This is a genomic window from Bacteroides sp. D22 (genome assembly GCF_000163675.1).
Lineage (GTDB): Bacteria > Bacteroidota > Bacteroidia > Bacteroidales > Bacteroidaceae > Bacteroides > Bacteroides xylanisolvens.
On sequence record NZ_GG774801.1, the window covers coordinates 139,404 to 161,821 of the forward strand.

The 22,418-nt window shown below is 44.2% G+C and carries 20 protein-coding genes; 15 read left to right on the top strand and 5 right to left on the bottom strand.

The window, feature by feature from the left end; all coding sequences use genetic code 11:
- Positions 1–21 precede the first annotated feature (21 nt).
- The 3 genes from HMPREF0106_RS16550 to HMPREF0106_RS16540 all read left to right on the top strand — a co-directional run bounded on the left by HMPREF0106_RS16550 (position 22) and on the right by HMPREF0106_RS16540 (position 3,277).
- Positions 22–1,416, top strand: a complete 1,395-nt coding sequence (locus HMPREF0106_RS16550) for an acyloxyacyl hydrolase (protein WP_004315310.1) — start codon at positions 22–24, stop codon at positions 1,414–1,416.
- A 45-nt stretch (positions 1,417–1,461) separates the two neighbouring features.
- On the top strand, positions 1,462–2,025 hold the full coding sequence (locus HMPREF0106_RS16545; protein WP_004315309.1) for a Crp/Fnr family transcriptional regulator: 564 nt from the start codon (positions 1,462–1,464) through the stop codon (positions 2,023–2,025).
- Between the two features lie 97 nt (positions 2,026–2,122).
- On the top strand, positions 2,123–3,277 hold the full coding sequence (locus tag HMPREF0106_RS16540; RefSeq protein WP_004315308.1) for an acyltransferase family protein: 1,155 nt from the start codon (positions 2,123–2,125) through the stop codon (positions 3,275–3,277).
- Positions 3,278–3,448: 171 nt separating this feature from the next.
- Here the strand turns inward: HMPREF0106_RS16540 and HMPREF0106_RS16535 are convergent, their stop codons facing one another.
- Both HMPREF0106_RS16535 and purT read right to left on the bottom strand, forming a co-directional pair.
- A complete protein-coding gene (locus tag HMPREF0106_RS16535; RefSeq protein ID WP_008639984.1) occupies positions 3,449–3,919 on the bottom strand; it encodes a GNAT family N-acetyltransferase in 471 nt (156 codons plus the stop codon).
- A 20-nt stretch (positions 3,920–3,939) separates the two neighbouring features.
- Positions 3,940–5,106 (bottom strand): formate-dependent phosphoribosylglycinamide formyltransferase, encoded by a 1,167-nt coding sequence (gene purT, locus HMPREF0106_RS16530; protein ID WP_032851210.1) that lies wholly within the window; start codon positions 5,104–5,106, stop codon positions 3,940–3,942.
- A gap of 635 nt (positions 5,107–5,741) precedes the next feature.
- Here purT and atpD point away from each other — a divergent pair.
- From atpD to HMPREF0106_RS16475, 11 genes are all read left to right on the top strand, one after another.
- Positions 5,742–7,259 (top strand): F0F1 ATP synthase subunit beta, encoded by a 1,518-nt coding sequence (gene atpD, locus HMPREF0106_RS16525; RefSeq protein WP_004315305.1) that lies wholly within the window; start codon positions 5,742–5,744, stop codon positions 7,257–7,259.
- 12 nt (positions 7,260–7,271) lie between these two features.
- Positions 7,272–7,517 (top strand): ATP synthase F1 subunit epsilon, encoded by a 246-nt coding sequence (atpC, locus tag HMPREF0106_RS16520; RefSeq protein WP_008639988.1) that lies wholly within the window; start codon positions 7,272–7,274, stop codon positions 7,515–7,517.
- Positions 7,518–7,597: 80 nt separating this feature from the next.
- Positions 7,598–8,032 (top strand): hypothetical protein, encoded by a 435-nt coding sequence (locus HMPREF0106_RS16515; RefSeq protein WP_009039527.1) that lies wholly within the window; start codon positions 7,598–7,600, stop codon positions 8,030–8,032.
- Complete coding sequence (gene atpB / locus HMPREF0106_RS16510) at positions 8,016–9,155, top strand: F0F1 ATP synthase subunit A (protein ID WP_008639990.1); 1,140 nt, start codon at positions 8,016–8,018, stop codon at positions 9,153–9,155. The genes HMPREF0106_RS16515 and atpB overlap by 17 nt, the downstream gene beginning before the upstream one ends.
- Before the next feature lie 111 nt (positions 9,156–9,266).
- Positions 9,267–9,524, top strand: coding sequence for an ATP synthase F0 subunit C (gene atpE / locus HMPREF0106_RS16505; protein WP_004295758.1), 258 nt, complete (start codon positions 9,267–9,269; stop codon positions 9,522–9,524).
- A 121-nt stretch (positions 9,525–9,645) separates the two neighbouring features.
- Positions 9,646–10,149 carry a F0F1 ATP synthase subunit B gene (atpF, locus tag HMPREF0106_RS16500; RefSeq protein WP_009039528.1) on the top strand — a complete coding sequence of 168 codons (504 nt, stop codon included), beginning with the start codon at positions 9,646–9,648 and terminating at the stop codon, positions 10,147–10,149.
- 5 nt (positions 10,150–10,154) lie between these two features.
- Positions 10,155–10,715, top strand: a complete 561-nt coding sequence (locus HMPREF0106_RS16495; RefSeq protein WP_008022606.1) for a F0F1 ATP synthase subunit delta — start codon at positions 10,155–10,157, stop codon at positions 10,713–10,715.
- The gene (gene atpA, locus HMPREF0106_RS16490) at positions 10,715–12,298 is read left to right on the top strand and encodes a F0F1 ATP synthase subunit alpha (RefSeq protein WP_004315299.1); all 1,584 of its coding nucleotides are present in this window, start codon (positions 10,715–10,717) and stop codon (positions 12,296–12,298) included. Before HMPREF0106_RS16495 ends, atpA begins: the two co-directional genes overlap by 1 nt.
- A gap of 112 nt (positions 12,299–12,410) precedes the next feature.
- Positions 12,411–13,307: a F0F1 ATP synthase subunit gamma gene (locus tag HMPREF0106_RS16485; protein WP_008022604.1), complete on the top strand. Its 897-nt coding sequence runs from the start codon at positions 12,411–12,413 to the stop codon at positions 13,305–13,307.
- Between the two features lie 153 nt (positions 13,308–13,460).
- Positions 13,461–15,404, top strand: coding sequence for an LruC domain-containing protein (locus tag HMPREF0106_RS16480; RefSeq protein WP_008639992.1), 1,944 nt, complete (start codon positions 13,461–13,463; stop codon positions 15,402–15,404).
- A 185-nt stretch (positions 15,405–15,589) separates the two neighbouring features.
- Positions 15,590–18,217: a helix-turn-helix domain-containing protein gene (locus HMPREF0106_RS16475; protein ID WP_008639993.1), complete on the top strand. Its 2,628-nt coding sequence runs from the start codon at positions 15,590–15,592 to the stop codon at positions 18,215–18,217.
- Positions 18,218–18,312: 95 nt separating this feature from the next.
- Here the strand turns inward: HMPREF0106_RS16475 and HMPREF0106_RS16470 are convergent, their stop codons facing one another.
- The 3 genes from HMPREF0106_RS16470 to HMPREF0106_RS16460 all read right to left on the bottom strand — a co-directional run bounded on the left by HMPREF0106_RS16470 (position 18,313) and on the right by HMPREF0106_RS16460 (position 20,774).
- Positions 18,313–18,933, bottom strand: coding sequence for a lysine exporter LysO family protein (locus HMPREF0106_RS16470; RefSeq protein ID WP_004315295.1), 621 nt, complete (start codon positions 18,931–18,933; stop codon positions 18,313–18,315).
- A 66-nt stretch (positions 18,934–18,999) separates the two neighbouring features.
- Positions 19,000–19,275 carry a LysO family transporter gene (locus HMPREF0106_RS16465; RefSeq protein WP_004315294.1) on the bottom strand — a complete coding sequence of 92 codons (276 nt, stop codon included), beginning with the start codon at positions 19,273–19,275 and terminating at the stop codon, positions 19,000–19,002.
- Positions 19,276–19,841: 566 nt separating this feature from the next.
- Entirely contained in the window at positions 19,842–20,774 is a 933-nt protein-coding gene (locus HMPREF0106_RS16460) for an SDR family oxidoreductase (RefSeq protein ID WP_009039529.1), read from the bottom strand.
- Positions 20,775–20,980: 206 nt separating this feature from the next.
- Here HMPREF0106_RS16460 and HMPREF0106_RS16455 point away from each other — a divergent pair, with 206 nt between their 5' ends.
- Positions 20,981–22,150, top strand: a complete 1,170-nt coding sequence (locus HMPREF0106_RS16455; RefSeq protein ID WP_008022591.1) for an RtcB family protein — start codon at positions 20,981–20,983, stop codon at positions 22,148–22,150.
- Positions 22,151–22,418: the final 268 nt, after the last annotated feature.

Here is a 22,418-nt window from a genome sequence, read left to right on the forward strand (position 1 = left end):
AAAGACTAACCAGACTATGATATGAGAGTAAAGATACCCAGACGGGAAATCATCCTATTCTGTTCCGCCTTGCTTTTCCCCGTTGCTTCGCTGTGCGCGCAAGAAGTGGGGCAGGAGGTGAAAGAGGTCAGGCAAGACGTGGAGCAACTCCAGCAGGACGTCCGCGAACTTCGTGAAGAAGTGCGTCGATTGCAGGAAGAACTTCATGGATTCCGGCGCAACAGTTTCCCGCAATGTGGCATGGACACGGTAGCTCCTTACGTTCCCCATCGGTTCATTCACCGGTTGGGGATAGAAGCTCGGCCGCAATACGTGTTCCCCACCAATCCTTTCCTGCAAGGAGAGAACGAACGGTGGAAGCCCATCCAAAGTTCCTTTGCCGCTCATTTGAAATATTCCTTCAAGTTTCGTCCCAATACCTGTGCCGACCGTATCTACGGCGGAGCCTACCAAGGCTTCGGCTTGGCCGTCACCACCTTTGGCGACCGTAAGCAACTCGGTGATCCGGTGACGTTCTATGTCTTTCAGGGCGCACGTATCGCCCGTTTCAATCCCCGTCTTTCGCTCAATTACGAGTGGAATTTCGGCCTTTCTGCCGGATGGAAACCATACGATAACGATTACAACTCCTACAACGGAGCGGTAGGTTCACGGGTGAATGCGTATCTCAATGCAGGTATCTACCTCAATTGGTCGCTTTCCCGTTATTTCGATTTTATCATCGGCGGAGATTTTACGCATTTCTCCAACGGCAACACCAAATTCCCCAACGCAGGAGTGAACACCACCGGAGCGAAAATCGGTCTGGTGTACAACTTCAACCGTGAAGAATCCGACCTGACCAAGTCTTTGGTCAAGCCGTATATTCCCCGTTTTCCCCGTCATATCAGTTACGACCTTGTGTTGTTCGGCTCGTGGAGACGGAAAGGCGTGTACGTAGAAAGCGGGAAGCAGATAGCTTCGCCGGGCAGTTACCCCGTGGCGGGATTCAACTTTGCCCCGATGTACAACCTCAACTATAAGCTGCGATTCGGCGTCTCGCTGGACGGTGTTTATGACGGTAGTGCCAATGTGTACACCGAAGACCGGATTGTGGAGTACGATTACGATGGAGGCAGCGGCACTTCCGAACGCAGGTTTCTTGTGCCGGGCATTCAGCATCAGCTTGCTCTCGGACTTTCGGGACGGGCGGAGTATGTAATGCCGTTTTTCACCATCAATGTCGGTTTGGGAACGAATGTGCTGGGGCGTGGCGATTTGCGGGGGCTGTATCAGGTCTTTGCGTTGAAGATAGACGTGACACGTAGCTCTTTCCTTCACATCGGTTACAATCTCCAAAACTTTCAGACACCTAATTATCTGATGCTCGGCTTGGGATTCCGTTTCAATAATAAGTATCCTAAGGTGCGTCATTAGAAATGTCCGTCCGGTGGTCTGTCGAATCAAGTAAGGAATCTCAAAATGGAAAACATTATTCAAAAAATAAGAGAAATCTATCCGGTATCCGATGAAGCGCTTCAGGCGCTTCAGGCGAATATGGAACTGCGATATTATCCTAAAGATACCTATATCGTCCAGTCGGGGGTAACAGACCGCCTGGTTTATTTCATTGAAGAGGGCATTGCCCGTTCCGTATTCCATCACAACGGACAGGATACTACTACGTGGTTCACGCTAGAAGGCGACATTACGTTCGGCATGGATTCGCTCTACTATCAGCAACCGTCGGTGGAGAGCATTGAAACGCTTTCCGATTGCAAAATCTACGTCATCCATATCGACAAGCTGAATATGCTCTACGAAACCTATATCGACATAGCCAACTGGGGGCGTATCCTGCATCAGAATGTCAATAAAGAACTTAGCCACATGTTTGTGGAACGGCTCCAGCTTTCGCCTAAAGAACGGTATGAGCAGTTCAACCGTCGCTATCCCGGACTGATAAACCGGGTGAAGCTGAAGTATGTGGCTGCCTTTTTGGGCATTTCCATCTACACGCTTAGTCGGGTACGTGCTAAAAAATAGTTTTCGGTAGGGCTTTTTTGCTTTTAAGCAAAAGAACTTCGTTTCGCAAACCGTATCTTTGCCATCTGAAAATACTAACTAACTAATAGAAAAACAGATGTCGAACATTTCTTCTTCAGCCTTTGCAGATACCAAAGCACATTATGATCTTCTTGACGGACTTCGCGGTGTAGCGGCTCTTATGGTGATATGGTATCATGTATTCGAGGGATATGCTTTTGCCGGTGGTGGCAATATCGAGACTCTCAACCACGGTTATCTTGCCGTGGATTTCTTCTTTATCCTTTCGGGTTTCGTGATCGGTTACGCTTATGACGACCGTTGGGGCAAGAGTCTCACCATGAAAGATTTCTTTAAACGCCGTTTGATACGTCTTCATCCGATGGTCGTTATGGGTGCCGTATTGGGTGCTATCACATTCTGTATTCAGGGTTGTGTGCAATGGGATGGAACGCATGTAGCCATCTCCATGATTATGTTGTCTCTTCTTTGCACGATATTCTTCATTCCTGCCATGCCGGGGGTGGGATATGAAGTTCGTGGCAACGGTGAGATGTTTCCGTTGAACGGCCCTTGCTGGTCGTTATTTTTCGAGTATATCGGTAATATCCTGTATGCGTTGTTCATCCGTCGCTTGTCCAACAAGGCGCTGACGGTATTTGTGGTGTTGCTGGGGGTAGCATTGGCAGCGTTTGCCGTCTTCAATGTCTCCACTTATGGAAACATAGGAGTGGGCTGGACGCTGGACGGGGTTAACTTCCTGGGCGGCTCCCTACGTATGCTTTTCCCTTTTTCGCTGGGTATGCTGATGTCGCGTAACTTCAAGCCTATGAAGGTGAGAGGTGCTTTCTGGATCTGTACCGTTGCATTGATTGCCCTGTTCGCTGTTCCTTATCTCGAAGGAATGGAGCCGCTTTGCATGAATGGTGTTTATGAAGCGTTTTGTGTGATTGTGGCTTTCCCTATCATTCTTTGGATAGGAGCGTCGGGCACCACTACGGACGTGCAATCGACAAAGATATGCAAATTTCTGGGGGATATATCCTATCCGGTTTATGTGATCCATTATCCGTTGATGTATCTGTTCTATGCATGGCTGATTGAGAATAAGCTCTATACGTTGGGCGAGACTTGGCACGTAGCCGTGTGCGTCTTTGTCTTGAGTATCGTGCTTGCTTATCTGTGCCTGAAACTGTATGACGAACCGATACGTAAATATTTGGCAAAACGTTTCTTGAGTAAGAAACGATAGTTTCATTGTTATGTATCTGAAAAACATTTCATAAAGCTAAAAAAGAACTCCAACCAAGTGGCGGATAAAGTCGCATTGGTTGGAGTTTTTTATCAATAGAATAAGTTTTCTCTTCGTCAGTAAGTGAGACTGATTCTATGTCTTTGCATTTTAGATGTGAAACGATATAGATTAATAGAGTTGCTTGCTCATTTTATAATTGGTGAGACACATTTGATTAGCTTTCCGTTTTTGTTCTTCATCAACCTGAAAACCTTGTTTCTCGAAAAACGGTTTTGCCGTGATGCTAACCTCCGATGTTAATCTTTTCGCACCTCTTTCTCGTGCGTATGCTTCGAGATATTTATACAAAGATGTCGCAATGCCTTGATGCTGAAAGTCCTTATGGACAAACAGCGTGTGCATATATCCGTCGTCGTTGACAGAGCCGAAGCCTACAATCACACCTTCTTCATTTTCTGCAACCACGTAATGTTGCTCTTCGAAAAGCTCACCCCAATGTGATGTATCGTCTCCGCACGAAGCCCAGTCTGCTACTTCTTCGGCTGTATAATCTTTTCGGTTCACAGTCAGGACTGTATGCTGATATAGCTCTTGTAGTGCTGGAATGTCAGACAGGTTTACTTGGCGGATTCTATTCATCTTATCTCTAAATTTCTTTTTTAGTAAACTTCTACTTTCTCTGCAATTCTCTTAGCCTTGTCGCGCAACGCATCCAAATCAGCATCGAGCGGAGCGTAGCAAAGCACCACACCCATACGACGGTTGACGCGTGTAAACGGTTTGCCGAATATACGTAGATAGGTATCTTCTTCTTTGGTCACTTCTTCCAGTCCACGATATTGAGGGCGCTCCTGGCTGGCAATCGGAGAGAGGATGACGGCACTTGCGCCTATTCGTTCTTGCTTGATGCCCGGAATAGGCAGACCGAGCACGGCACGCAGGTGCAATTCAAATTCATTCAGATTTTGTGTTCCTGCCAAAGTTACCATGCCGGTATCGTGCGGACGTGGAGAAAGTTCGGAGAAATAGACTCCGTTTTCATGGCTTAGGAAGAACTCAACTCCCCAAAGTCCTGCGCCTGTCAACGCGCGGGTTACTTTTTCTGCCATCTCTTCCGCTTCTTTCAAATGAGCAGGATCGATGTGTGCAGGCTGGAAACTTTCGCGATAGTCGCCACCTTTCTGCACGTGTCCGATAGGAGGGCAGAACAGGGTGGGGCCGTTCTTTTGAGTAACGGTGAGCAGGGTGATTTCGCTGTCGAATTTGATAAATTCTTCAATGATAACCTCGCGGATATCGCCACGGCTTCCGCTGCATCCGTATTCCCAGGCGTGTTCAAGTTCGTCGGCACTCTTCACCAGCGACTGTCCTTTACCGGAGGATGACATCAACGGTTTAACGACACAAGGGAAACCGACTTTAGCGGCAGCTTCTTTCAGTTCGTCCAATGTTTTGGCGTAGAAGTATTTGGCTGTTTTCAGTCCGAGCTCTTTGGCGGCAAGGTCGCGGATAGCTTTACGATTCATCGTGAAGTTCACGGCACGGGCGCTGGGCACTACCTGTATGCCTTCTTTTTCGAAGTCATACAAACGTTCTGTGCGGATCGCTTCAATCTCCGGAACGATAATGTCCGGCTGGTGTTTCTTTACGACACGCTCCAGTTCTTCACCGTTCAGCATATCGAATACTTCAAATTCATCAGCCACTTGCATAGCAGGTGCTCCCGCGTATGAGTCGCAGGCAATGATGTGTTGACCTTTACGTTGAGCTGAAATTACAAATTCTTTTCCTAGTTCTCCGGAACCGAGTAACAGTATTTTCTTCATCATTTTGAGTGTTTTATATTAGTGGTGCAAAATTACAGCAAAAAAACGAGATTATAATTGTATATGCGTTGATTATATTTAAAGATTGGTGTGAATTTTAGTGTGTAAACGTGGAATATAGAGAAATGGATAGTGAGAAAATAGGAAATATGGCTTTAAACTTTCTTAAGGAAAGCGTGGAAAAACAATGTTCGTTGTGCTCGAACACAAAACTAGTTGTTTGTGCTACTATTTTGTGTCATGGCTAAATCCTTGATTTTAAACAATGAGAAAGGAAACTGGATACGGAAATTTAGTTTATTGATAGTTAAAATCTATTTTGCTATTGATTTGTAGTCGAAATTCGTCTAAATTGGTCAATCTGTAGTTGTTATTAGTCTAATAAGTGTTAGCGAACGACAAATAATGAAAAAGGAGTAACAACGATACGGAATTGTTTCTACATTTGTGCAGTTGTTTCTTTAACTATTTCTAGTGGTAGAAGTTTCTAGGATATAGAAAATAGTTGAACAAAAAATTAATTCAACTGTTTATTATAATATTGAAATTAGGTAAAACGCGAAAATGTTTATTCCTTATCATATTATAAGGTCAAAAAGGAGAGAAAAGAATAATATAAATAAAAGAGATTGCTTATGTCACAGATTATCGGACATATCTCGCAGGTGATCGGCCCTGTGGTCGATGTGTACTTTGAAGGTACGGATGCGGAACTGGTGCTGCCAAGCATCCACGACGCACTGGAGATAAAGAGGCCAAACGGCAAAATACTGGTTGTAGAAGTTCAGCAACATATCGGCGAAAATACGGTGCGTACTGTAGCAATGGATAGTACCGACGGACTTCAGAGAGGCATGAAAGTGTATCCCACCGGAGGCCCGATCACTATGCCGATAGGCGAACAGATTAAAGGACGATTGATGAACGTAGTCGGTGATTCGATCGACGGTATGAAAGGACTCAACCGCGACGGTGCGTATTCCATTCACCGGGACCCCCCTAAATTTGAGGATTTGACAACTGTGCAAGAGGTGCTCTTCACGGGTATCAAAGTGATCGACCTGCTCGAACCGTATGCCAAAGGTGGTAAAATCGGTTTGTTCGGCGGCGCCGGTGTGGGAAAAACCGTATTGATCCAAGAACTTATCAATAATATCGCCAAGAAACATAACGGATTCTCCGTATTTGCCGGAGTAGGTGAACGTACCCGTGAAGGTAACGACTTGCTGCGCGAAATGATCGAATCCGGCGTTATCCGCTACGGCGAAGCATTCAAGGAAAGCATGGAGAAAGGCCACTGGGATCTTTCGAAAGTAGATTATAACGAACTGGAGAAATCGCAAGTGTCGCTGATTTTCGGTCAGATGAACGAACCTCCGGGCGCACGTGCTTCGGTGGCACTGTCCGGACTGACGGTAGCGGAATCTTTCCGCGACGCCGGTAAAGAAGGTGAGAAACGCGATATCCTGTTCTTTATCGATAATATCTTCCGTTTCACGCAAGCAGGTTCGGAAGTGTCCGCCCTTCTGGGACGTATGCCCTCCGCCGTTGGTTATCAGCCTACGCTGGCCACGGAAATGGGTGCGATGCAGGAACGTATCACGTCCACCCGCAAAGGTTCTATCACCTCCGTACAAGCGGTGTATGTGCCTGCCGATGACTTGACCGACCCAGCTCCTGCAACGACTTTCAGCCACTTGGACGCAACTACCGTACTCGACCGTAAGATCACTGAACTGGGTATCTATCCGGCTGTCGACCCGTTGGCGTCTACGTCACGTATCCTCGACCCGCACATTGTAGGTCAGGAACATTACGACATAGCGCAGCGAGTGAAACAAATTTTGCAGCGTAACAAGGAATTGCAGGATATTATCTCTATTCTCGGTATGGAAGAACTCTCGGAAGAAGACAAGATGGTAGTGAACCGCGCCCGCCGTGTGCAGCGTTTCCTTTCGCAACCGTTTGCCGTAGCCGAACAGTTTACAGGCGTTCCGGGTGTGATGGTGGGTATTGAAGATACCATCAAGGGATTCAAGATGATTCTGGACGGAGAAGTGGATTATCTTCCTGAACAGGCTTTCTTGAATGTCGGTACGATTGAGGAAGCAATAGAGAAAGGTAAGAAATTGCTGGAACAGGCGAAAAAATAAAAATATAGAGTGATGAAAGAACTGCATTTGAGTATAGTATCGCCCGAAAAGAGCATATTCGACGGAGATGTGAAGATTGTCACATTGCCGGGCATGATCGGTTCGTTTTCTATTCTGCCGGGGCATGCGCCCATTGTATCGTCGCTGAAAGCGGGAACGTTGAGTTATACGACGATGGAGGGAGAAGAGCACACGATGGATATTCAGGGCGGTTTTGTCGAAATGAGTAACGGCACGGTTTCTGCCTGTGTTTCCTGACGGAAGCCTTCCGGCACAAAGACCAAGTATCTAAAGATTGAAAAAAACGAGATAATAACCTTACAGAAAAACACAGTAACATGATGAATATTAGTAAAACTAAACGGAACTTTATCTGTTGGCATACCTTATTTGCAGTGATTAGTGCGGCGCTCGGAGCTGTTATCCTACACTTCGCTCTGCCGGGGCATTATTTCGGAGGGTATCCGTTTATACCGGTTTATTTTTACTTCTTCGGGTTGGCCAGCATCTATATGTTCGACGCTTGCCGGCGGCACGCTCCGCAGAGATTGTTACTGTTGTATTTGGCAATGAAGATGATAAAGATGATTCTTTCGCTGATTCTGGTCTTGATTTATTGCCTTGCTGTACGCGAAGAAGCCAAAGCTTTTTTACTGACGTTTATCTCGTTCTATTTGATATATCTGATATTCGAAACCTGGTTTTTCTTCTCTTTTGAGATGAACCAGAAACGGAAAAAGAAAAATAAGAAGAAACATGAAACAGTTGCATAACATAGTAGCTCCGTTGATTCTGTTCTGCCTGATGGCAGCGGTCAGTTTGCCGGTTCTTGCGCAAGAGCAAGAGGGGGAAGTGGTGGCGCAGCAGACGCAGGACGAGATTACTCCGAAGGAGGAACAGGAGAACACGGTTGATGTGAAAGAAATTGTGTTCGGGCATATCGGCGACTCCTACGAATGGCATATTACAACATGGGGTAACACGCATATTACTATACCGTTACCTGTTATTGTTTATAGTAGCACTTCAGGTTGGCACACGTTCCTTTCTTCTCGTCTCGAAGAGAATGGAGGTACATATGAAGGACTTTCCATCGCTCCCGCAGGAAGCAAGTATGAAGGCAAACTGGTAGAGTATGACGCCGCAGGCGAACAGGTTCGCCCCTGGGATATTTCCATTACGAAAGTGACGTTTGCCTTGTTGTTCAACAGCGTATTGCTGCTCGTTATCGTGTTGTGTGTGGCACATTGGTACAGGAAACGTCCGCAAGGAGCCAAAGCACCGGGAGGATTTATCGGATTCATGGAGATGTTCATCATGATGGTGAACGACGACATCATCAAGAGTTGTGTTGGACCCAACTACCGGAAGTTCGCGCCCTATCTGCTGACAGCGTTCTTTTTCATCTTTATCAATAACATGATGGGATTGATTCCGTTTTTCCCCGGAGGCGCGAATGTGACGGGAAATATCGCTATCACGATGGTGCTGGCAGTCTGCACGTTCCTCGCAGTCAACATCTTCGGTACGAAACATTATTGGAAAGATATTTTCTGGCCCGATGTACCTTGGTGGCTGAAAGTGCCTGTGCCGATGATGCCGTTCATCGAGTTCTTCGGAATCTTTACGAAACCGTTTGCTTTGATGATCCGTCTTTTTGCCAATATGCTGGCCGGACACATGGCGATGCTGGTGCTCACCTGCCTGATCTTTATCTCGGCAAGCATGGGGCCTGCGCTGAACGGCACGCTCACGGTGGCTTCCGTATTGTTCAACATCTTTATGAATGCGCTTGAACTGCTGGTGGCTTTCATCCAGGCTTACGTATTTACGATGTTGTCGGCAGTGTTTATCGGACTGGCACAGGAAGGAGCCAGAGTGAAAACAGAAGAATAATCAATGAAACGCGGTGAAAACGTGACTGAACGAATACGGAATAAACGCGCGGAATGAGGAATTAAATAATAAAAACAAGAGAAAATATAAACCATTTTAAAACTGAAAATTATGTTACTATCAGTATTGTTACAAGCCACTGCAGCAGCAGTAGGAGTTAGTAAATTAGGTGCAGCTATCGGTGCAGGTCTTGCAGTAATCGGAGCTGGTTTGGGTATTGGTAAGATTGGTGGTTCGGCAATGGAAGCTATCGCACGCCAGCCGGAAGCATCGGGAGACATTCGTATGAACATGATTATCGCCGCCGCCTTGATTGAAGGTGTGGCCCTGTTGGCGGTAGTAGTTTGTCTGTTGGTGTTCTTCCTCTAATCAGGTATATAACAAGCGGATTTCGCAGGCGTAAAACCCTGTTTCTAAATGGGGGAGATCCTCATGCAATGGGCAGCCGCGAAATCGTAAATTGTAAATCGTAAAATCGTAAATAAAGATTATGTCATTACTATTACCTGATAGTGGCCTGCTGTTCTGGATGTTTCTCTCATTCGGGATTGTGTTCGTGATATTGGCGAAATACGGCTTCCCCGTCATCATCAAGATGGTGGAAGGCCGTAAGACCTATATCGACCAGTCTTTGGAGGTGGCGAGGGAAGCTAATGCCCAGTTGTCTAAACTGAAACAAGAAGGCGACGCATTGGTGGCAGCCGCCAACAAAGAGCAAGGACGCATCTTGAGGGAAGCAATGGAAGAACGTGACAAGATTGTTCACGAGGCCCGTAAACAAGCCGAAATTGCCGCACAAAAAGAACTTGATGCGGTGAAACAACAAATCCAGATGGAGAAAGACGAAGCAATCCGCGACATCCGTCGCCAGGTGGCCATGCTTTCTGTTGACATCGCCGAGAAAGTGCTCCGCAAGAGTCTTGAGGACAAGGATGCACAGATGGGCATGATCGACCGCATGCTGGATGAAGTACTAACCCCGAATAAGAACTAAGGAAGATGGAAGTCGGAATACTCTCAATGCGTTATGCAAAAGCTATCATTGAATACGCACAGGAAAAAGGTCTGGAAGACAGGTTGTATCAGGAGTTTCTGACCCTGTCGCACAGCTTTTGTGAACAGCCCGGTCTGCGCGAAGCGCTTGATAATCCCGTCATCACGACCAAGGAAAAGTTGGCGTTAGTCTGCACAGCTGCCGATGGTGACGGTAAATCGACCAGAGAGTTTGTCCAATTTATCACTTTGGTACTGCGAAACAGGCGTGAAGGCTATCTGCAATTTATCAGCCTGATGTATCTGGATCTCTACCGGAAGTTGAAACATATTGGCGTAGGAAAGCTGATTACAGCCGTTCCTGTCAATAAGGAAACAGAAGACCGGATCCGGTCGGCTGCCGCACATATCCTGCATGCTCAGATGGAGCTGGAAACGGTGATAGATCCTTCTATCGAAGGTGGGTTTATCTTTGATATCAACGACTATCGGTTGGATGCAAGCGTTGCCACGCAGTTGAAGCGAGTGAAACAACAATTTATTGATAAGAATAGGAGAATTGTATAATGTCTGAAAATATAAGAGTAAGCGAAGTATCCGATATATTGCGCAAGCAGCTCGAAGGAATCAATGCCAATGTGCAACTTGACGAAATCGGTACGGTGCTCCAGGTGAGTGACGGCGTAGTGCGTATCTATGGACTACGGAACGCCGAGGCCAATGAATTGCTGGAGTTTGACAATGGTATCAAAGCAATCGTGATGAACCTCGAAGAGGACAACGTGGGTGCTGTACTGTTGGGCCCGACGGACAAAATCAAAGAAGGATTCGTCGTGAAGCGTACCAAACGTATCGCCTCCATCCGTGTAGGAGAGGGCATGCTGGGACGTGTGATTGACCCGCTGGGCGAACCGCTCGACGGCAAAGGATTGATTGGCGGCGAACTGTATGATATGCCTTTGGAACGTAAAGCTCCGGGAGTAATCTATCGTCAGCCTGTGAACCAGCCGTTGCAGACCGGATTGAAGGCTGTGGACGCCATGATTCCTATCGGTCGCGGACAGCGTGAGTTGATTATCGGCGACCGCCAGACAGGAAAGACTGCCATTGCGATTGATACGATTATCAACCAGCGCACTAACTTCCTGGCAGGCGACCCTGTATATTGTATCTATGTAGCTATCGGTCAGAAGGGTTCTACTGTTGCTTCTATCGTTAATACGCTTCGTGAGTACGGAGCACTGGACTACACGGTGGTTGTAGCTGCCACGGCTGGTGACCCGGCTGCGTTGCAGTATTACGCTCCGTTTGCAGGTGCTGCCATCGGCGAGTATTTCCGTGATACCGGGCGTCATGCGTTAGTGGTTTATGATGACCTTTCCAAACAGGCGGTGGCTTATCGTGAGGTTTCGCTGATTCTTCGCCGTCCGTCCGGTCGTGAGGCTTATCCGGGTGATATCTTCTATCTGCACTCCCGTCTGTTGGAACGTGCTGCCAAGATTATCAGTCAGGAAGAAGTGGCACGCGAAATGAACGATCTCCCAGAAAGTCTAAAGGGGATTGTGAAAGGTGGCGGCTCGCTCACAGCATTGCCTATCATCGAAACGCAAGCAGGTGACGTATCGGCTTATATCCCGACGAACGTGATTTCTATCACCGACGGACAGATATTCCTTGAGACTGACTTGTTCAACCAGGGTACGCGTCCGGCTATCAACGTCGGTATCTCCGTATCCCGTGTAGGTGGTAACGCGCAGATTAAGGCTATGAAGAAGGTGGCCGGAACATTGAAGATTGACCAGGCGCAATATCGCGAGTTGGAAGCCTTCTCTAAGTTCAGCAGCGACATGGACCCGATTACTGCCCTGACTATTGATAAAGGACGTAAGAACGGACAATTATTGATTCAACCGCAATACAGCCCGATGCCCGTAGAGCAGCAGATTGCTATCCTCTACTGTGGTACGCACGGACTTCTACATGATGTCCCATTGGATAAGGTGCAAGACTTTGAACGCAGTTTCATCGAATCTCTGCAACTGAATCATCAGGAGGATGTATTGGACATACTGAAAACGGGCGTGATCGACGATAACGTGATTAAAGCTATCGAAGAGACTGCCGCTATGGTGGCGAAACAGTACTTATAATAGTGATTAGTTGGTTAGTGATAAGTGATTAGCTTACTGTCACCAACCACTAACCGCCAACTATTAATCACTATCACCAACTATTAATAATTAACCACTAACCAATAAAAAAATGGCTTCACTGAAAGAAGTAAAAACCAGAATAAATTCGGTAAAAAGTACCCGAAAAATCACTTCAGCAATGAAGATGGTGGCTTCTGCCAAATTACACAAGGCACAAGGAGCCATTGAGAATATGCTGCCTTATCAGAAGAAGTTGAACAAGATTCTGACTAACTTCCTAAGCGCGGACCTGCCCATCGAATCTCCTTATGTGCAGGAGCGTGAAGTGAAGCGTGTAGCAATCGTCGTCTTTTCTTCAAACACTTCTCTTTGTGGTGCTTTCAACGCCAACGTCATCAAAATGATGATGCAAACGATCGGGGAGTTCCGCACCCTGGGACAGGATAATATCTTGATATTCCCAATTGGCAAGAAGGTGGATGAAGCGGTCAAACGAATGGGATTCAAACCGCAGGAGACTTCTCCGACGCTCTCCGACAAACCGACGTATCAGGAGGCTGCCGAATTGGCTCACCGACTGATGGATATGTATGTGGCAGGAGAAGTGGACCGCGTGGAAATAATCTATCATCACTTCAAATCAATGGGGGTACAGATTCTTCTCCGGGAGACGTATCTCCCCATTGATATGACGAATGTGGTAAGTGAAGAGGACAGAATGAATAAGGAGGAGGTAGAGGAGCATGAAATTGCCAATGATTATATCATCGAACCGAACGCGGAAGAATTGATCGCCAGCTTAATACCAACAGTATTGAGCCAGAAGATTTTTACCGCTGCCGTTGACTCTAATGCATCGGAACATGCTGCACGTACCCTGGCTATGCAAGTGGCTACGGACAATGCAAATGAACTGATTCAGGATTTGACGAAGCAGTATAATAAGAGTCGCCAGCAGGCGATTACAAATGAGTTGCTGGATATTGTAGGGGGGACAATGAAATAGATTCCAAGGATTAATAACAATATTTTTTGATTCGGTATCCCATTTTTAAGATAAGCCTTAAAAATGGGATATTTGTATATATATTTGTGGCATAATTAGGCTTGATTATGGGTTTATGCCTAGACAAAACAAACTTAAAAATATATATAGATTATGAGAATTAAGCATTTATTGAACTTTTTCGTTGCAACGGTATTTATCGGTGTGGCAGTAGGATGTGCAGAAAAGGATTTGTATGATCCTAATTATGGGAAAGAACCTGTAAAAGGTCCTGAAGAATATTTTGGATTCGAAACACGTGGAGATGTGTCGCTTGATGTGAATTATGCATTACCCGGATTTGCGGCTCTTATTGAAGTCTATGACATTGATCCGATGGAAATTGTGGATAATACACCTGTAAAAAAACAAGGAGTGGAAGCTTTATTCAAGATTTACACAGATGAAAGCGGAAAGTTTAATGGAAAGATGAATATTCCTACTTCTGTAAAATCGATATACCTATATACGGAAAGTTGGGGATTACCAAGGTGTATGCCATTGGAAATAAAGGATGGTATGGTTAGTTTTGATATGTCAAATATAGGAGCTTCTACTGTAAAAGCAAAAAATAATACACGGTCTTATGGTTTTCAAGGGACGGTTCCTTATGTCTTGAATGGAAATAATAAACTGTATTCCTTATGTAAATGGGGAGAGGGAGGAAGTCTTGACAGTAAATATATGTCATTTGAAGAGAACGTTGGTGATGAAACGGTTGGAAGTTTGACGCAACGTTTGAAGAATTTCTTTAATCCTGATGGAATAGCGAATGTTGATAATATGAATTTAGTCACCCAATCCAGAACTACAAATATTACGGTAACACAAGATGGGACTGCATTGGATGTTATTTTCCTGAATCGGGATGCCATGTATAATAATTCGTTCGGGTATTATTATTATAAAACATCTAAGGAACCTGATATGCGCGGAATGTCAGATATGAAGAAGTATATCATATTTCCAAATGTTTCTTTCTCTGTATATGGAGGTCAGTTGCCTATTTTGAAATGTGGCAGTAAAGTACGTTTGCTCTATTTTGATGAACAAGGTAATGCTAAAGAGGAATTTCCAGCCGGTTATACGGTAGGATGGTTTATGTATGCTGATGGATATAATCAGAGTGAGAATGAAATTGATATAACAAAACAAGTTGCATCAGGTTTCTCTAATTTATTAGCTTCTAATCAGGTGTTGGGACAGCAGCGACAGAATTTTGTATCTGTAAAGGACGAGACAAGCGGCAAGGTTATTATCGGAGTAGAAGATGGGGCAAATAATAGTTATTGTGATCTTTTATTCTATGTAAATGCATCAAAAACTATTGAGGAACCCAATGACAGACCTGTTATAACTCCGGATGATGGAAATGAACCAGAAAAACCGGATGTAACTGAAACGAAGACCGGTACATTAGCTTTTGAAGATATATGGCCTGGCGGTGGAGATTATGATATGAATGACGTAATCGTAGAATATAATCGTGCCGTATCTTTTGATAAAAAGAACCAGGTAACTAAAATTGTAGATACATTTACTCCTGTACATGATGGTGCAGTGTTTGCGAATGCTTTTGCTTATCAGGTAGATAAGGGACAATTCGGTAAAATGACTTTTTCCGCTACTACGGAAGGGATACATACGGAATCTGCAACATCTTCTATTATTGTTTGTCCGAATGTGAAGCAAGCTATTCAAAAGGTATATACTATAACCCGTGAATTTACAGGCGGTTCTTTCAATAAGAAAGATTTAAAGTCATATAATCCTTATATCATAGTGAAGTATGCCGAAGGGCAAAAAGGTCGTACAGAAGTGCATCTGCCTAAGCATGAGGCAACATCTCTTGCGGACTTGTCTTTAGCAGGTACTCAAAAGGATGCTTATTACATAGATAAAGAAGGAGCTTATCCGTTTGCTATTGATATTCCTATCTTGAACTTTATTTCAGTAACTGAAAAAAAGAGTATTGATACCGAATATCCTAACTTTAAAGCTTGGGCAGATTCTAAAGGAGAAAAATATACGGATTGGTATAACAATCATGTAAATTAACTCTCAAAGCATATAACACAACATTTGGTGTTTTTATTGTTCTCTCGTCCCGGTCGTTATTTAATGAAAACGACCGGGACTTTCTTTTATCCGATTGCTTCTCATCTCTACCAGAAAAAGTTTGCTACTTTTATTTCAATCTCTATATAGTTTTCTGTACCTTTGCACAAAACAATATAACTTTCATGGAAAATAACCCGGAACTGCAGCTAGCTTGGCAGTTCATAGAAAATACAGGCACACATTTATTTCTTACCGGAAAAGCCGGAACCGGAAAAACGACATTTCTTAGACGATTGAAAGAACATACGCCCAAACGCATGGTCGTATTGGCTCCGACAGGGATTGCAGCTATCAATGCGGGAGGAGTAACGATTCATTCTTTCTTTCAGTTGTCTTTTGCCCCTTTCGTGCCGGAAACTACCTTTAATTCTTCCCAAACGCATTACCGTTACAGTAAAGAAAAGCGGAACATAATTCGTAGTATGGATTTGCTCGTTATTGATGAGATCAGTATGGTGCGTGCCGATTTGTTGGATGCGGTGGATGCAACTTTGCGGCGGTATCGCGATAGAGAGAAACCATTTGGCGGGGTGCAGCTGTTGATGATTGGAGATTTGCAGCAATTGGCTCCCGTCGTGAAAGATAATGAGTGGGAACTGTTGAGGAAGCATTACGAAACCCCTTATTTCTTTGCGAGCCATGCGCTGAAAGAAACGGTATATATGACCATTGAGCTTAAAAAAGTCTACCGGCAGAGTGACACATTCTTCCTGTCTTTATTAAATAAAATCCGGGAAAATAAGGCTGATGATGAAGTGTTGAATGAACTGAACCGTCGTTATCAGCCTGGTTTCCAGCCACAAAAAGAAGAAGGATATATTCGGCTGACGACACATAATTATCAGGCACAGAAAGTAAATGACCGTGAACTGGCATCTTTATCCGGCAAGGCGTATCATTTTCGTGCCGAGATAGAAGGAGACTTCCCCGAATATTCGTACCCTGCGGATGAACTCCTGACAATAAAGGAAGGGGCACAAATTATGTTCCTGAAGAATGATCCATCGTCCGAGAAACGATATTATAACGGTATGATTGGTGAGGTGGTCACTGTTAATGATGCAGGCATTATCGTGCGGGGGAAGGGGAATAAATCAGAATTTCAGTTGTTGCCGGAAGAGTGGGGAAATTATAAGTACGTGCTGAATGAGGAAACAAAGGAAATCACGGAAGTGATAGAAGGAACGTTCCGTCAATATCCTATCCGTCTGGCATGGGCTATTACGATACATAAAAGTCAGGGGTTGACGTTTGAGCGTGCCATTATTGATGCGCGTAACTCTTTTGCGCACGGACAGACTTATGTAGCGTTGAGCCGTTGCAAGACTTTGGAAGGGATGGTGTTGGAGTCTCCTTTGCGGAGGGAAGCCATTATTAGTGATGCTACGGTGGATAATTTCACCAAAGCGGTAGAGCAGAATAAGCCGGGCAGTCAGCAGTTGAACGATATGCAAAAGGCGTATTTCTTTGATTTGTTGAGTGATTTGTTTAATTTCTATTCGATCGATCAGGCTTATAAACGATTGCTTCGTTTGATAGATGAAGATTTGTATAAGCTCTTTCCGAAGCAGTTGGCAGAATATAAGGCATTGGAACCTCGCATCAAAGAGAAAATAGTGGAAGTGTCCCAGCGTTTTCGTAACCAGTATACCCGGTTGATACATGAGAGTGAAGACTATGCGACGAATCAGGAGTTACAGGAGCGGATTCGTTCCGGGGCCAGATATTTTCATAAAGAGTTGGCGCCGGTTCGGGCTTTGTATAATAAGACTAATATGCCTCTTGATAATAAAGAGTTGAGAAAGCTGTTGGCGGAACGTATGCAGGCGTTGGATGATGCGTTGTGGATTAAAGAGTCTTTGTTGGAGGCTGTGTCTGCAAGAGAGAGATTCGCTATTACGGATTATTTGAAGTTGAAGGCTAAAGTAATGTTGAGTCTTGAGGATGATTCTTCTTCTTCCGGTTCTTCGAAAGCGTTGAAAGAAAAGAAAGAGCGGAAGGAACGGAAAGAGCGTACACGTAGCGGTGCTGAAAAGGTGAAAGTGGAAGTGCCTACGGATATTTTGCATCCGGAGCTTTATCGCGCCCTGTCTGAATGGAGGACAGCCAAAACACGTGAGGTGAATCTTCCTGCGTATGTTATTATGCAGCAGAAAGCGTTGATGGGAATTGTGAATCTGCTACCGGATAATCCAAGAGCTCTGGAAGCGATACCCTATTTCGGAGCAAAAGGGGTGGAAAGGTATGGACTTGAAATATTAGGCATTGTCCGTAAGTATATGGCGGAAAATCAATTGGAAAGACCGGAAATAATGGATATGCTCATCTCTGATAATAGGGAAGCCGCAAGCCGACGGGAAGAGCTGAAGCAACGGAAAGAAGAACAGAAGCAACGGAAAGAGGAAGAAAAACAGAAGAAGGAAGCAGAGAAACAGAAAAAAGAAGCGGAGAAGGAGAAGAAAAAAGATACAAAATTAGTCAGCTATGAAATGTTCTGCCAGGGAATGAGCATAGATGAAATAGCCAAAGCTCGCGAATTGGTATCGGGAACCATTGCCGGTCATTTGGAATATTATGTCCGTTTAGGAAAGATTAAAGTGGAGAAAGTAGTGAAAGCTGAAAATCTGGCGAAGATTCGTAAGCATCTGGAAGAACATGAATACATGGGAATATTTGCCATTAAGGCAGCATTAGGAGACGATGTCTCCTATGCTGATATAAAGTTTGTATTGGCTGTTTCCGGGCATTAACTAATTATCTCTGGACCTAGCCCCAAACATAAAAATATCTCTGTCTTTCGTTCACAATGCTCATTCTTGCTCTTGTCAAACCATCGCAAGCAATATCAGAGATTACAGAAAAATGAAACGAAAACAGGAACACTGATATCAATCAGAATACCGTGTAAGATAGCGATGGGAATCATTTCTTTTCCCGAATATCTGCTGATGGAGGGCAGGAGTACATCCATCGAATTGACTCCTGCCGCTGAAATAGGAGCCAGTTTCCCGAAATACTTCTTGATGATTGGAGTACCGAGAAGTGCCATCATCTCACGGAAAATATTAGTCAACAGTGCGATAGTTCCTAATTCCGTAGCCAGTTGCAGCCCGATAGAAGGCTCTTTGAACTGGGTGATAAGGATAGAAGAGAGCGAATAGTATGCGAATCCGCTTCCCACTGCCATACAGTCGAACACGCTCCACTGGCGCAATAGCAGGCTTGCTAAAGCAGAAAACAGCAACGTACCGATAATCGTTCCCAACGGAATCAACAGCATTTTAGGATGCAAATGTGAAACAATCGCTTTCAGGTTCTTATTAGAACCGATACTGATTCCCACTTGCAGCATTAACGCATAAAGTATATACATTGAAACTGTGTGCGTATCAAACTGGAACTTGTTGAAAGCTCCCATGACACAACCTACACAAAAGAATAATATAACGATCAAACTTCCTTTCATTGTTCACCTCCTTCTTGAATAAACGCGTCTTTTTTCCTCTTAAAAGAAATCAGACTCCTTTTTTTATTATTCGCCTCCTTTTCTAAAAAACAATTGCAGTACCAAACGGGCAGCGATCAGGCTTCCCAATACACCGGACACGGCAAGAACAATTGCCTGCCATCCGAATTTACCGAGATTGTTTACAATCAGGCTATTAGAACCGATAGACACACCGAGAATGAAGAGCAACAAGAATATTGTAAGAGAAATTGTCTTTTCTGTCTTTTGCAAGATACTCCAGTTACGCAATACATAACCGATGCCGATTCCTAAAAACATAGTAGATATAATAGAGAACATAATGTATATATTTTTGGTTAGGTTAAACTGATTATTGACAACGCACAAGAGAATTTTCAAAGAAGATGATACATCTGCTTGAAAATCGGAAAGGAATACTGCTGTGAATAGTGAAACAAGTCAGCAGATAGTTCCTGTTAAGAAATAATAGGGTAATTTAGATGAATCCACTGAACCAATGTACATGCACGCAGCAAGACTTACAGAAAGTCGGTATTCCTGCAAGAAAAAGATTAGCGTTATGTAGTTGTAATGTTTGATTCATCATTGGTCTTTTTTGATTTTGGTGCAAAGATAATAACTTATTGCATATTTTCAAAATAAATATGCAATAAATGAAGCGAAAGAATTATTCGGAATGAAATAGATTGTTGTAAAAAGTAGTATTGTTTCCAATTCTACCACTGTCTTCAATTTGGGCACTATCCCGTATTTTGTGTAAATAGCCACTGTTCATCATTTGGAGACTCTCTTAATTATATAAATAGAAACCACAGAATTCCTCTTGTAGTTTTCTGTTTACGTAAAATGATGGATAGTCCTTGAAATTGCTATCTGTCTCTTCCTTATAAATGTTCCCAGTTCGCAAGAACCTCTTTTAGCTTCTGTGGCTTGTATCCAAGCATTGTTCGTGCTTTATCGATACTCATTCCGCTAAAACGGGGACGGGGAGTGGTTTCATTCATTTCCTCTGTCGTGACAGGATGGATAAGAGAGTGATCCAGTCCCATATAATCTGCTACCTGATAAGCAATCTCCGCAATGCTCATGCACTCAACGCCACAAATGTGAAAGATACCGTTCGTTGGATGTGCTATCAAACGCTGTACACCATCCGATACGTCTCCAACATAAGTCGGTGTCCGCCATTGATCGGATACGACACGGATTTCTTGTCCGGCTTTCAAACGGTTCATTACCAACTGGACGATATTACCGTGTTGTCCCGGCAGCGCTCTGCCATAAACGATTGCTACACGGACAATAGCATAACTGCTGCAAGTTTCTGCCACTTTCTCTTCTCCTTTCCACTTGGTATATCCGTAATAGTTGACGGGAGCGGGGATGTCTTCTTCTGTGTACAACGGTCCGGCATCTTCATTTATCTTTTCATCGAAAACAAACATCTTTCCATCGAAAACAAAGTCCGTCGATAGATGAATGAACCGGCTTTTATATTCTTCGCAAAAAACAGCCAGTTGGCTCACTGCGGTCACATTGGTAAGATAAGCCTCTTCATGATGCGTCTCGCAATAATCCGGCACGGACAGGGCGGAACAATTAATGACCACATCAGGCTGAACCTCCTCAAAAAGACACTTAATGTCCGCTTCATTCCGTATATCTGTTTCAATGAAACGATATTTCCCTACATCATTCGGAGAAATATCCGGATGCAGAGAGCACCCCGTTACCTTATATTGTGCATGAACAGACAAATCATTCAATATTTGGCGTCCGGTGAATCCATTGGCGCCGATAATCAATATCTTCTTCATTAGGTTCTATTTATATATAGTGTTATAGATATCAAGGCGCCATATCCGGACTTTTTGATGATACAATCATTGCGGAGACACGACTTTTTTGCACATATTTCTACAAAAATAGAAAATAATATCCATTGCGCAAATAGATTTCGTACTTCCCATCTTACTTTGCTCCCGATAACGAGATTTATATGAATGGATAAAAGAAAAGAAGTATGGAAAAAGTAATTATGGGAACACGTTTGCCCGCTAAGCTTTGGTTGAATGAAGTAGAAGACTCTTGTATGTCGCAGATTATGGATTTAACTTCACTTCCTTTTGCGTTTAAACATATTGCCATCATGCCTGATGCCCATGCGGGAAAAGGAATGCCAATTGGCGGTGTGTTGGCTACGAAGGGTGTGATTGTTCCCAATGCTGTGGGAGTGGATATCGGTTGTGGAATGTGTGCGATTAAGACCAATCGAAAAGCGGAAGATTTTAGTTATACGGATTTGACTTCCATCATGTCGAAGATTCGTGCGGCCATTCCCTTGGGATTCGATCATCATACTAAAAAGCAAGATCAGGAGTTACTTCCACAAGGATTCGACCTTGAGGAGATGCCTATATTGAAGAATCAGTACGAGGCTTGTTTGAAGCAGATAGGAACCTTGGGAGGAGGAAACCACTTTATTGAGATTCAGAAAGATACCGAAACGTCTGATGTGTGGGTGATGATTCACTCCGGAAGCCGTAACATTGGTTTGAAGGTTGCCAATCACTATAATAAGATTGCGCAATATTGGAATGAGAAATGGTATTCTGAAATGGTATCGGGACTGGCTTACCTGCCAATGGAGACGCAGATGGCAAAGGATTATTTCCGTGAAATGAACTACTGTGTGGCCTTTGCCTTTGCTAACCGTCAGTTGATGATGACCCGTATTTGTGAAGCCATCCAGGCTGTGAAACCTGAAACGGACTTTGAGCCTATGATTAATATTGCCCACAACTATGCAGCCTGGGAGAACCATTTCGATCAGGATGTGATTGTGCACCGAAAAGGAGCTACGCGTGCCTATGAAGGTGAGATTGGTATTATCCCCGGATCTATGGGTACTAAATCCTATATCGTTGAAGGACTGGGTAATCCGGAGAGCTTCAAAAGCTGTTCGCATGGTGCCGGCCGATTGATGGGACGAAAGGATGCCTGTCGCCGTTTGTCACTGGATGAAGAGAAAGAGCGAATGAACCAGCAAGGAATCATTCACGGACTCCGTTCGCAGGATGAACTGGATGAAGCGCCGGGAGCTTATAAAGATATTGCGCAAGTGATAGCGAATGAGCGGGATTTGGTGAAGCCGTTGGTGGAACTTGCTCCAATGGCAGTTATTAAAGGGTGATTGACAGATGTACCAAGAAGAGGAAAGCAAAGGCAATTTGGAGTATAGGTATAAAAAAAGGAGCAACGCCTTGCTCCAACCTTTGTTAACCTTAAATCTAATACTATGAAAAACACATTGCAAAGATACGGACTATTGCGAAACTAGCAAATAATCCAAGAAAAAAAGTATGTTTTATAACATTGATTAAGAATTTGTATTCTCGAATCTATTTTTATTAAGAGATTTGACTGATCACAGACAAGAGTAAAGCCTCCATTATCGTACT

What these genes read in the sequence shown, in the direction of transcription:
- HMPREF0106_RS16460 (WP_009039529.1), bottom strand. Translation starts at nt 20,774, where the DNA reads ATGAAGAAGATATTGATTATCGGCGCCAATGGATTCACCGGACGCCAA.
- HMPREF0106_RS16495 (WP_008022606.1), top strand. Translation starts at nt 10,155, where the DNA reads ATGGAAGTCGGAATACTCTCAATGCGTTATGCAAAAGCTATCATTGAA.
- atpB (WP_008639990.1), top strand. Translation starts at nt 8,016, where the DNA reads ATGAAACAGTTGCATAACATAGTAGCTCCGTTGATTCTGTTCTGCCTG.
- HMPREF0106_RS16545 (WP_004315309.1), top strand. Translation starts at nt 1,462, where the DNA reads ATGGAAAACATTATTCAAAAAATAAGAGAAATCTATCCGGTATCCGAT.
- atpD (WP_004315305.1), top strand. Translation starts at nt 5,742, where the DNA reads ATGTCACAGATTATCGGACATATCTCGCAGGTGATCGGCCCTGTGGTC.
- atpF (WP_009039528.1), top strand. Translation starts at nt 9,646, where the DNA reads ATGTCATTACTATTACCTGATAGTGGCCTGCTGTTCTGGATGTTTCTC.
- HMPREF0106_RS16540 (WP_004315308.1), top strand. Translation starts at nt 2,123, where the DNA reads ATGTCGAACATTTCTTCTTCAGCCTTTGCAGATACCAAAGCACATTAT.
- atpC (WP_008639988.1), top strand. Translation starts at nt 7,272, where the DNA reads ATGAAAGAACTGCATTTGAGTATAGTATCGCCCGAAAAGAGCATATTC.
- HMPREF0106_RS16485 (WP_008022604.1), top strand. Translation starts at nt 12,411, where the DNA reads ATGGCTTCACTGAAAGAAGTAAAAACCAGAATAAATTCGGTAAAAAGT.
- HMPREF0106_RS16535 (WP_008639984.1), bottom strand. Translation starts at nt 3,919, where the DNA reads ATGAATAGAATCCGCCAAGTAAACCTGTCTGACATTCCAGCACTACAA.
- HMPREF0106_RS16515 (WP_009039527.1), top strand. Translation starts at nt 7,598, where the DNA reads ATGATGAATATTAGTAAAACTAAACGGAACTTTATCTGTTGGCATACC.
- HMPREF0106_RS16475 (WP_008639993.1), top strand. Translation starts at nt 15,590, where the DNA reads ATGGAAAATAACCCGGAACTGCAGCTAGCTTGGCAGTTCATAGAAAAT.
- HMPREF0106_RS16465 (WP_004315294.1), bottom strand. Translation starts at nt 19,275, where the DNA reads ATGTTCTCTATTATATCTACTATGTTTTTAGGAATCGGCATCGGTTAT.
- purT (WP_032851210.1), bottom strand. Translation starts at nt 5,106, where the DNA reads ATGAAGAAAATACTGTTACTCGGTTCCGGAGAACTAGGAAAAGAATTT.
- HMPREF0106_RS16470 (WP_004315295.1), bottom strand. Translation starts at nt 18,933, where the DNA reads ATGAAAGGAAGTTTGATCGTTATATTATTCTTTTGTGTAGGTTGTGTC.
- HMPREF0106_RS16455 (WP_008022591.1), top strand. Translation starts at nt 20,981, where the DNA reads ATGGAAAAAGTAATTATGGGAACACGTTTGCCCGCTAAGCTTTGGTTG.
- HMPREF0106_RS16550 (WP_004315310.1), top strand. Translation starts at nt 22, where the DNA reads ATGAGAGTAAAGATACCCAGACGGGAAATCATCCTATTCTGTTCCGCC.
- atpE (WP_004295758.1), top strand. Translation starts at nt 9,267, where the DNA reads ATGTTACTATCAGTATTGTTACAAGCCACTGCAGCAGCAGTAGGAGTT.
- HMPREF0106_RS16480 (WP_008639992.1), top strand. Translation starts at nt 13,461, where the DNA reads ATGAGAATTAAGCATTTATTGAACTTTTTCGTTGCAACGGTATTTATC.
- atpA (WP_004315299.1), top strand. Translation starts at nt 10,715, where the DNA reads ATGTCTGAAAATATAAGAGTAAGCGAAGTATCCGATATATTGCGCAAG.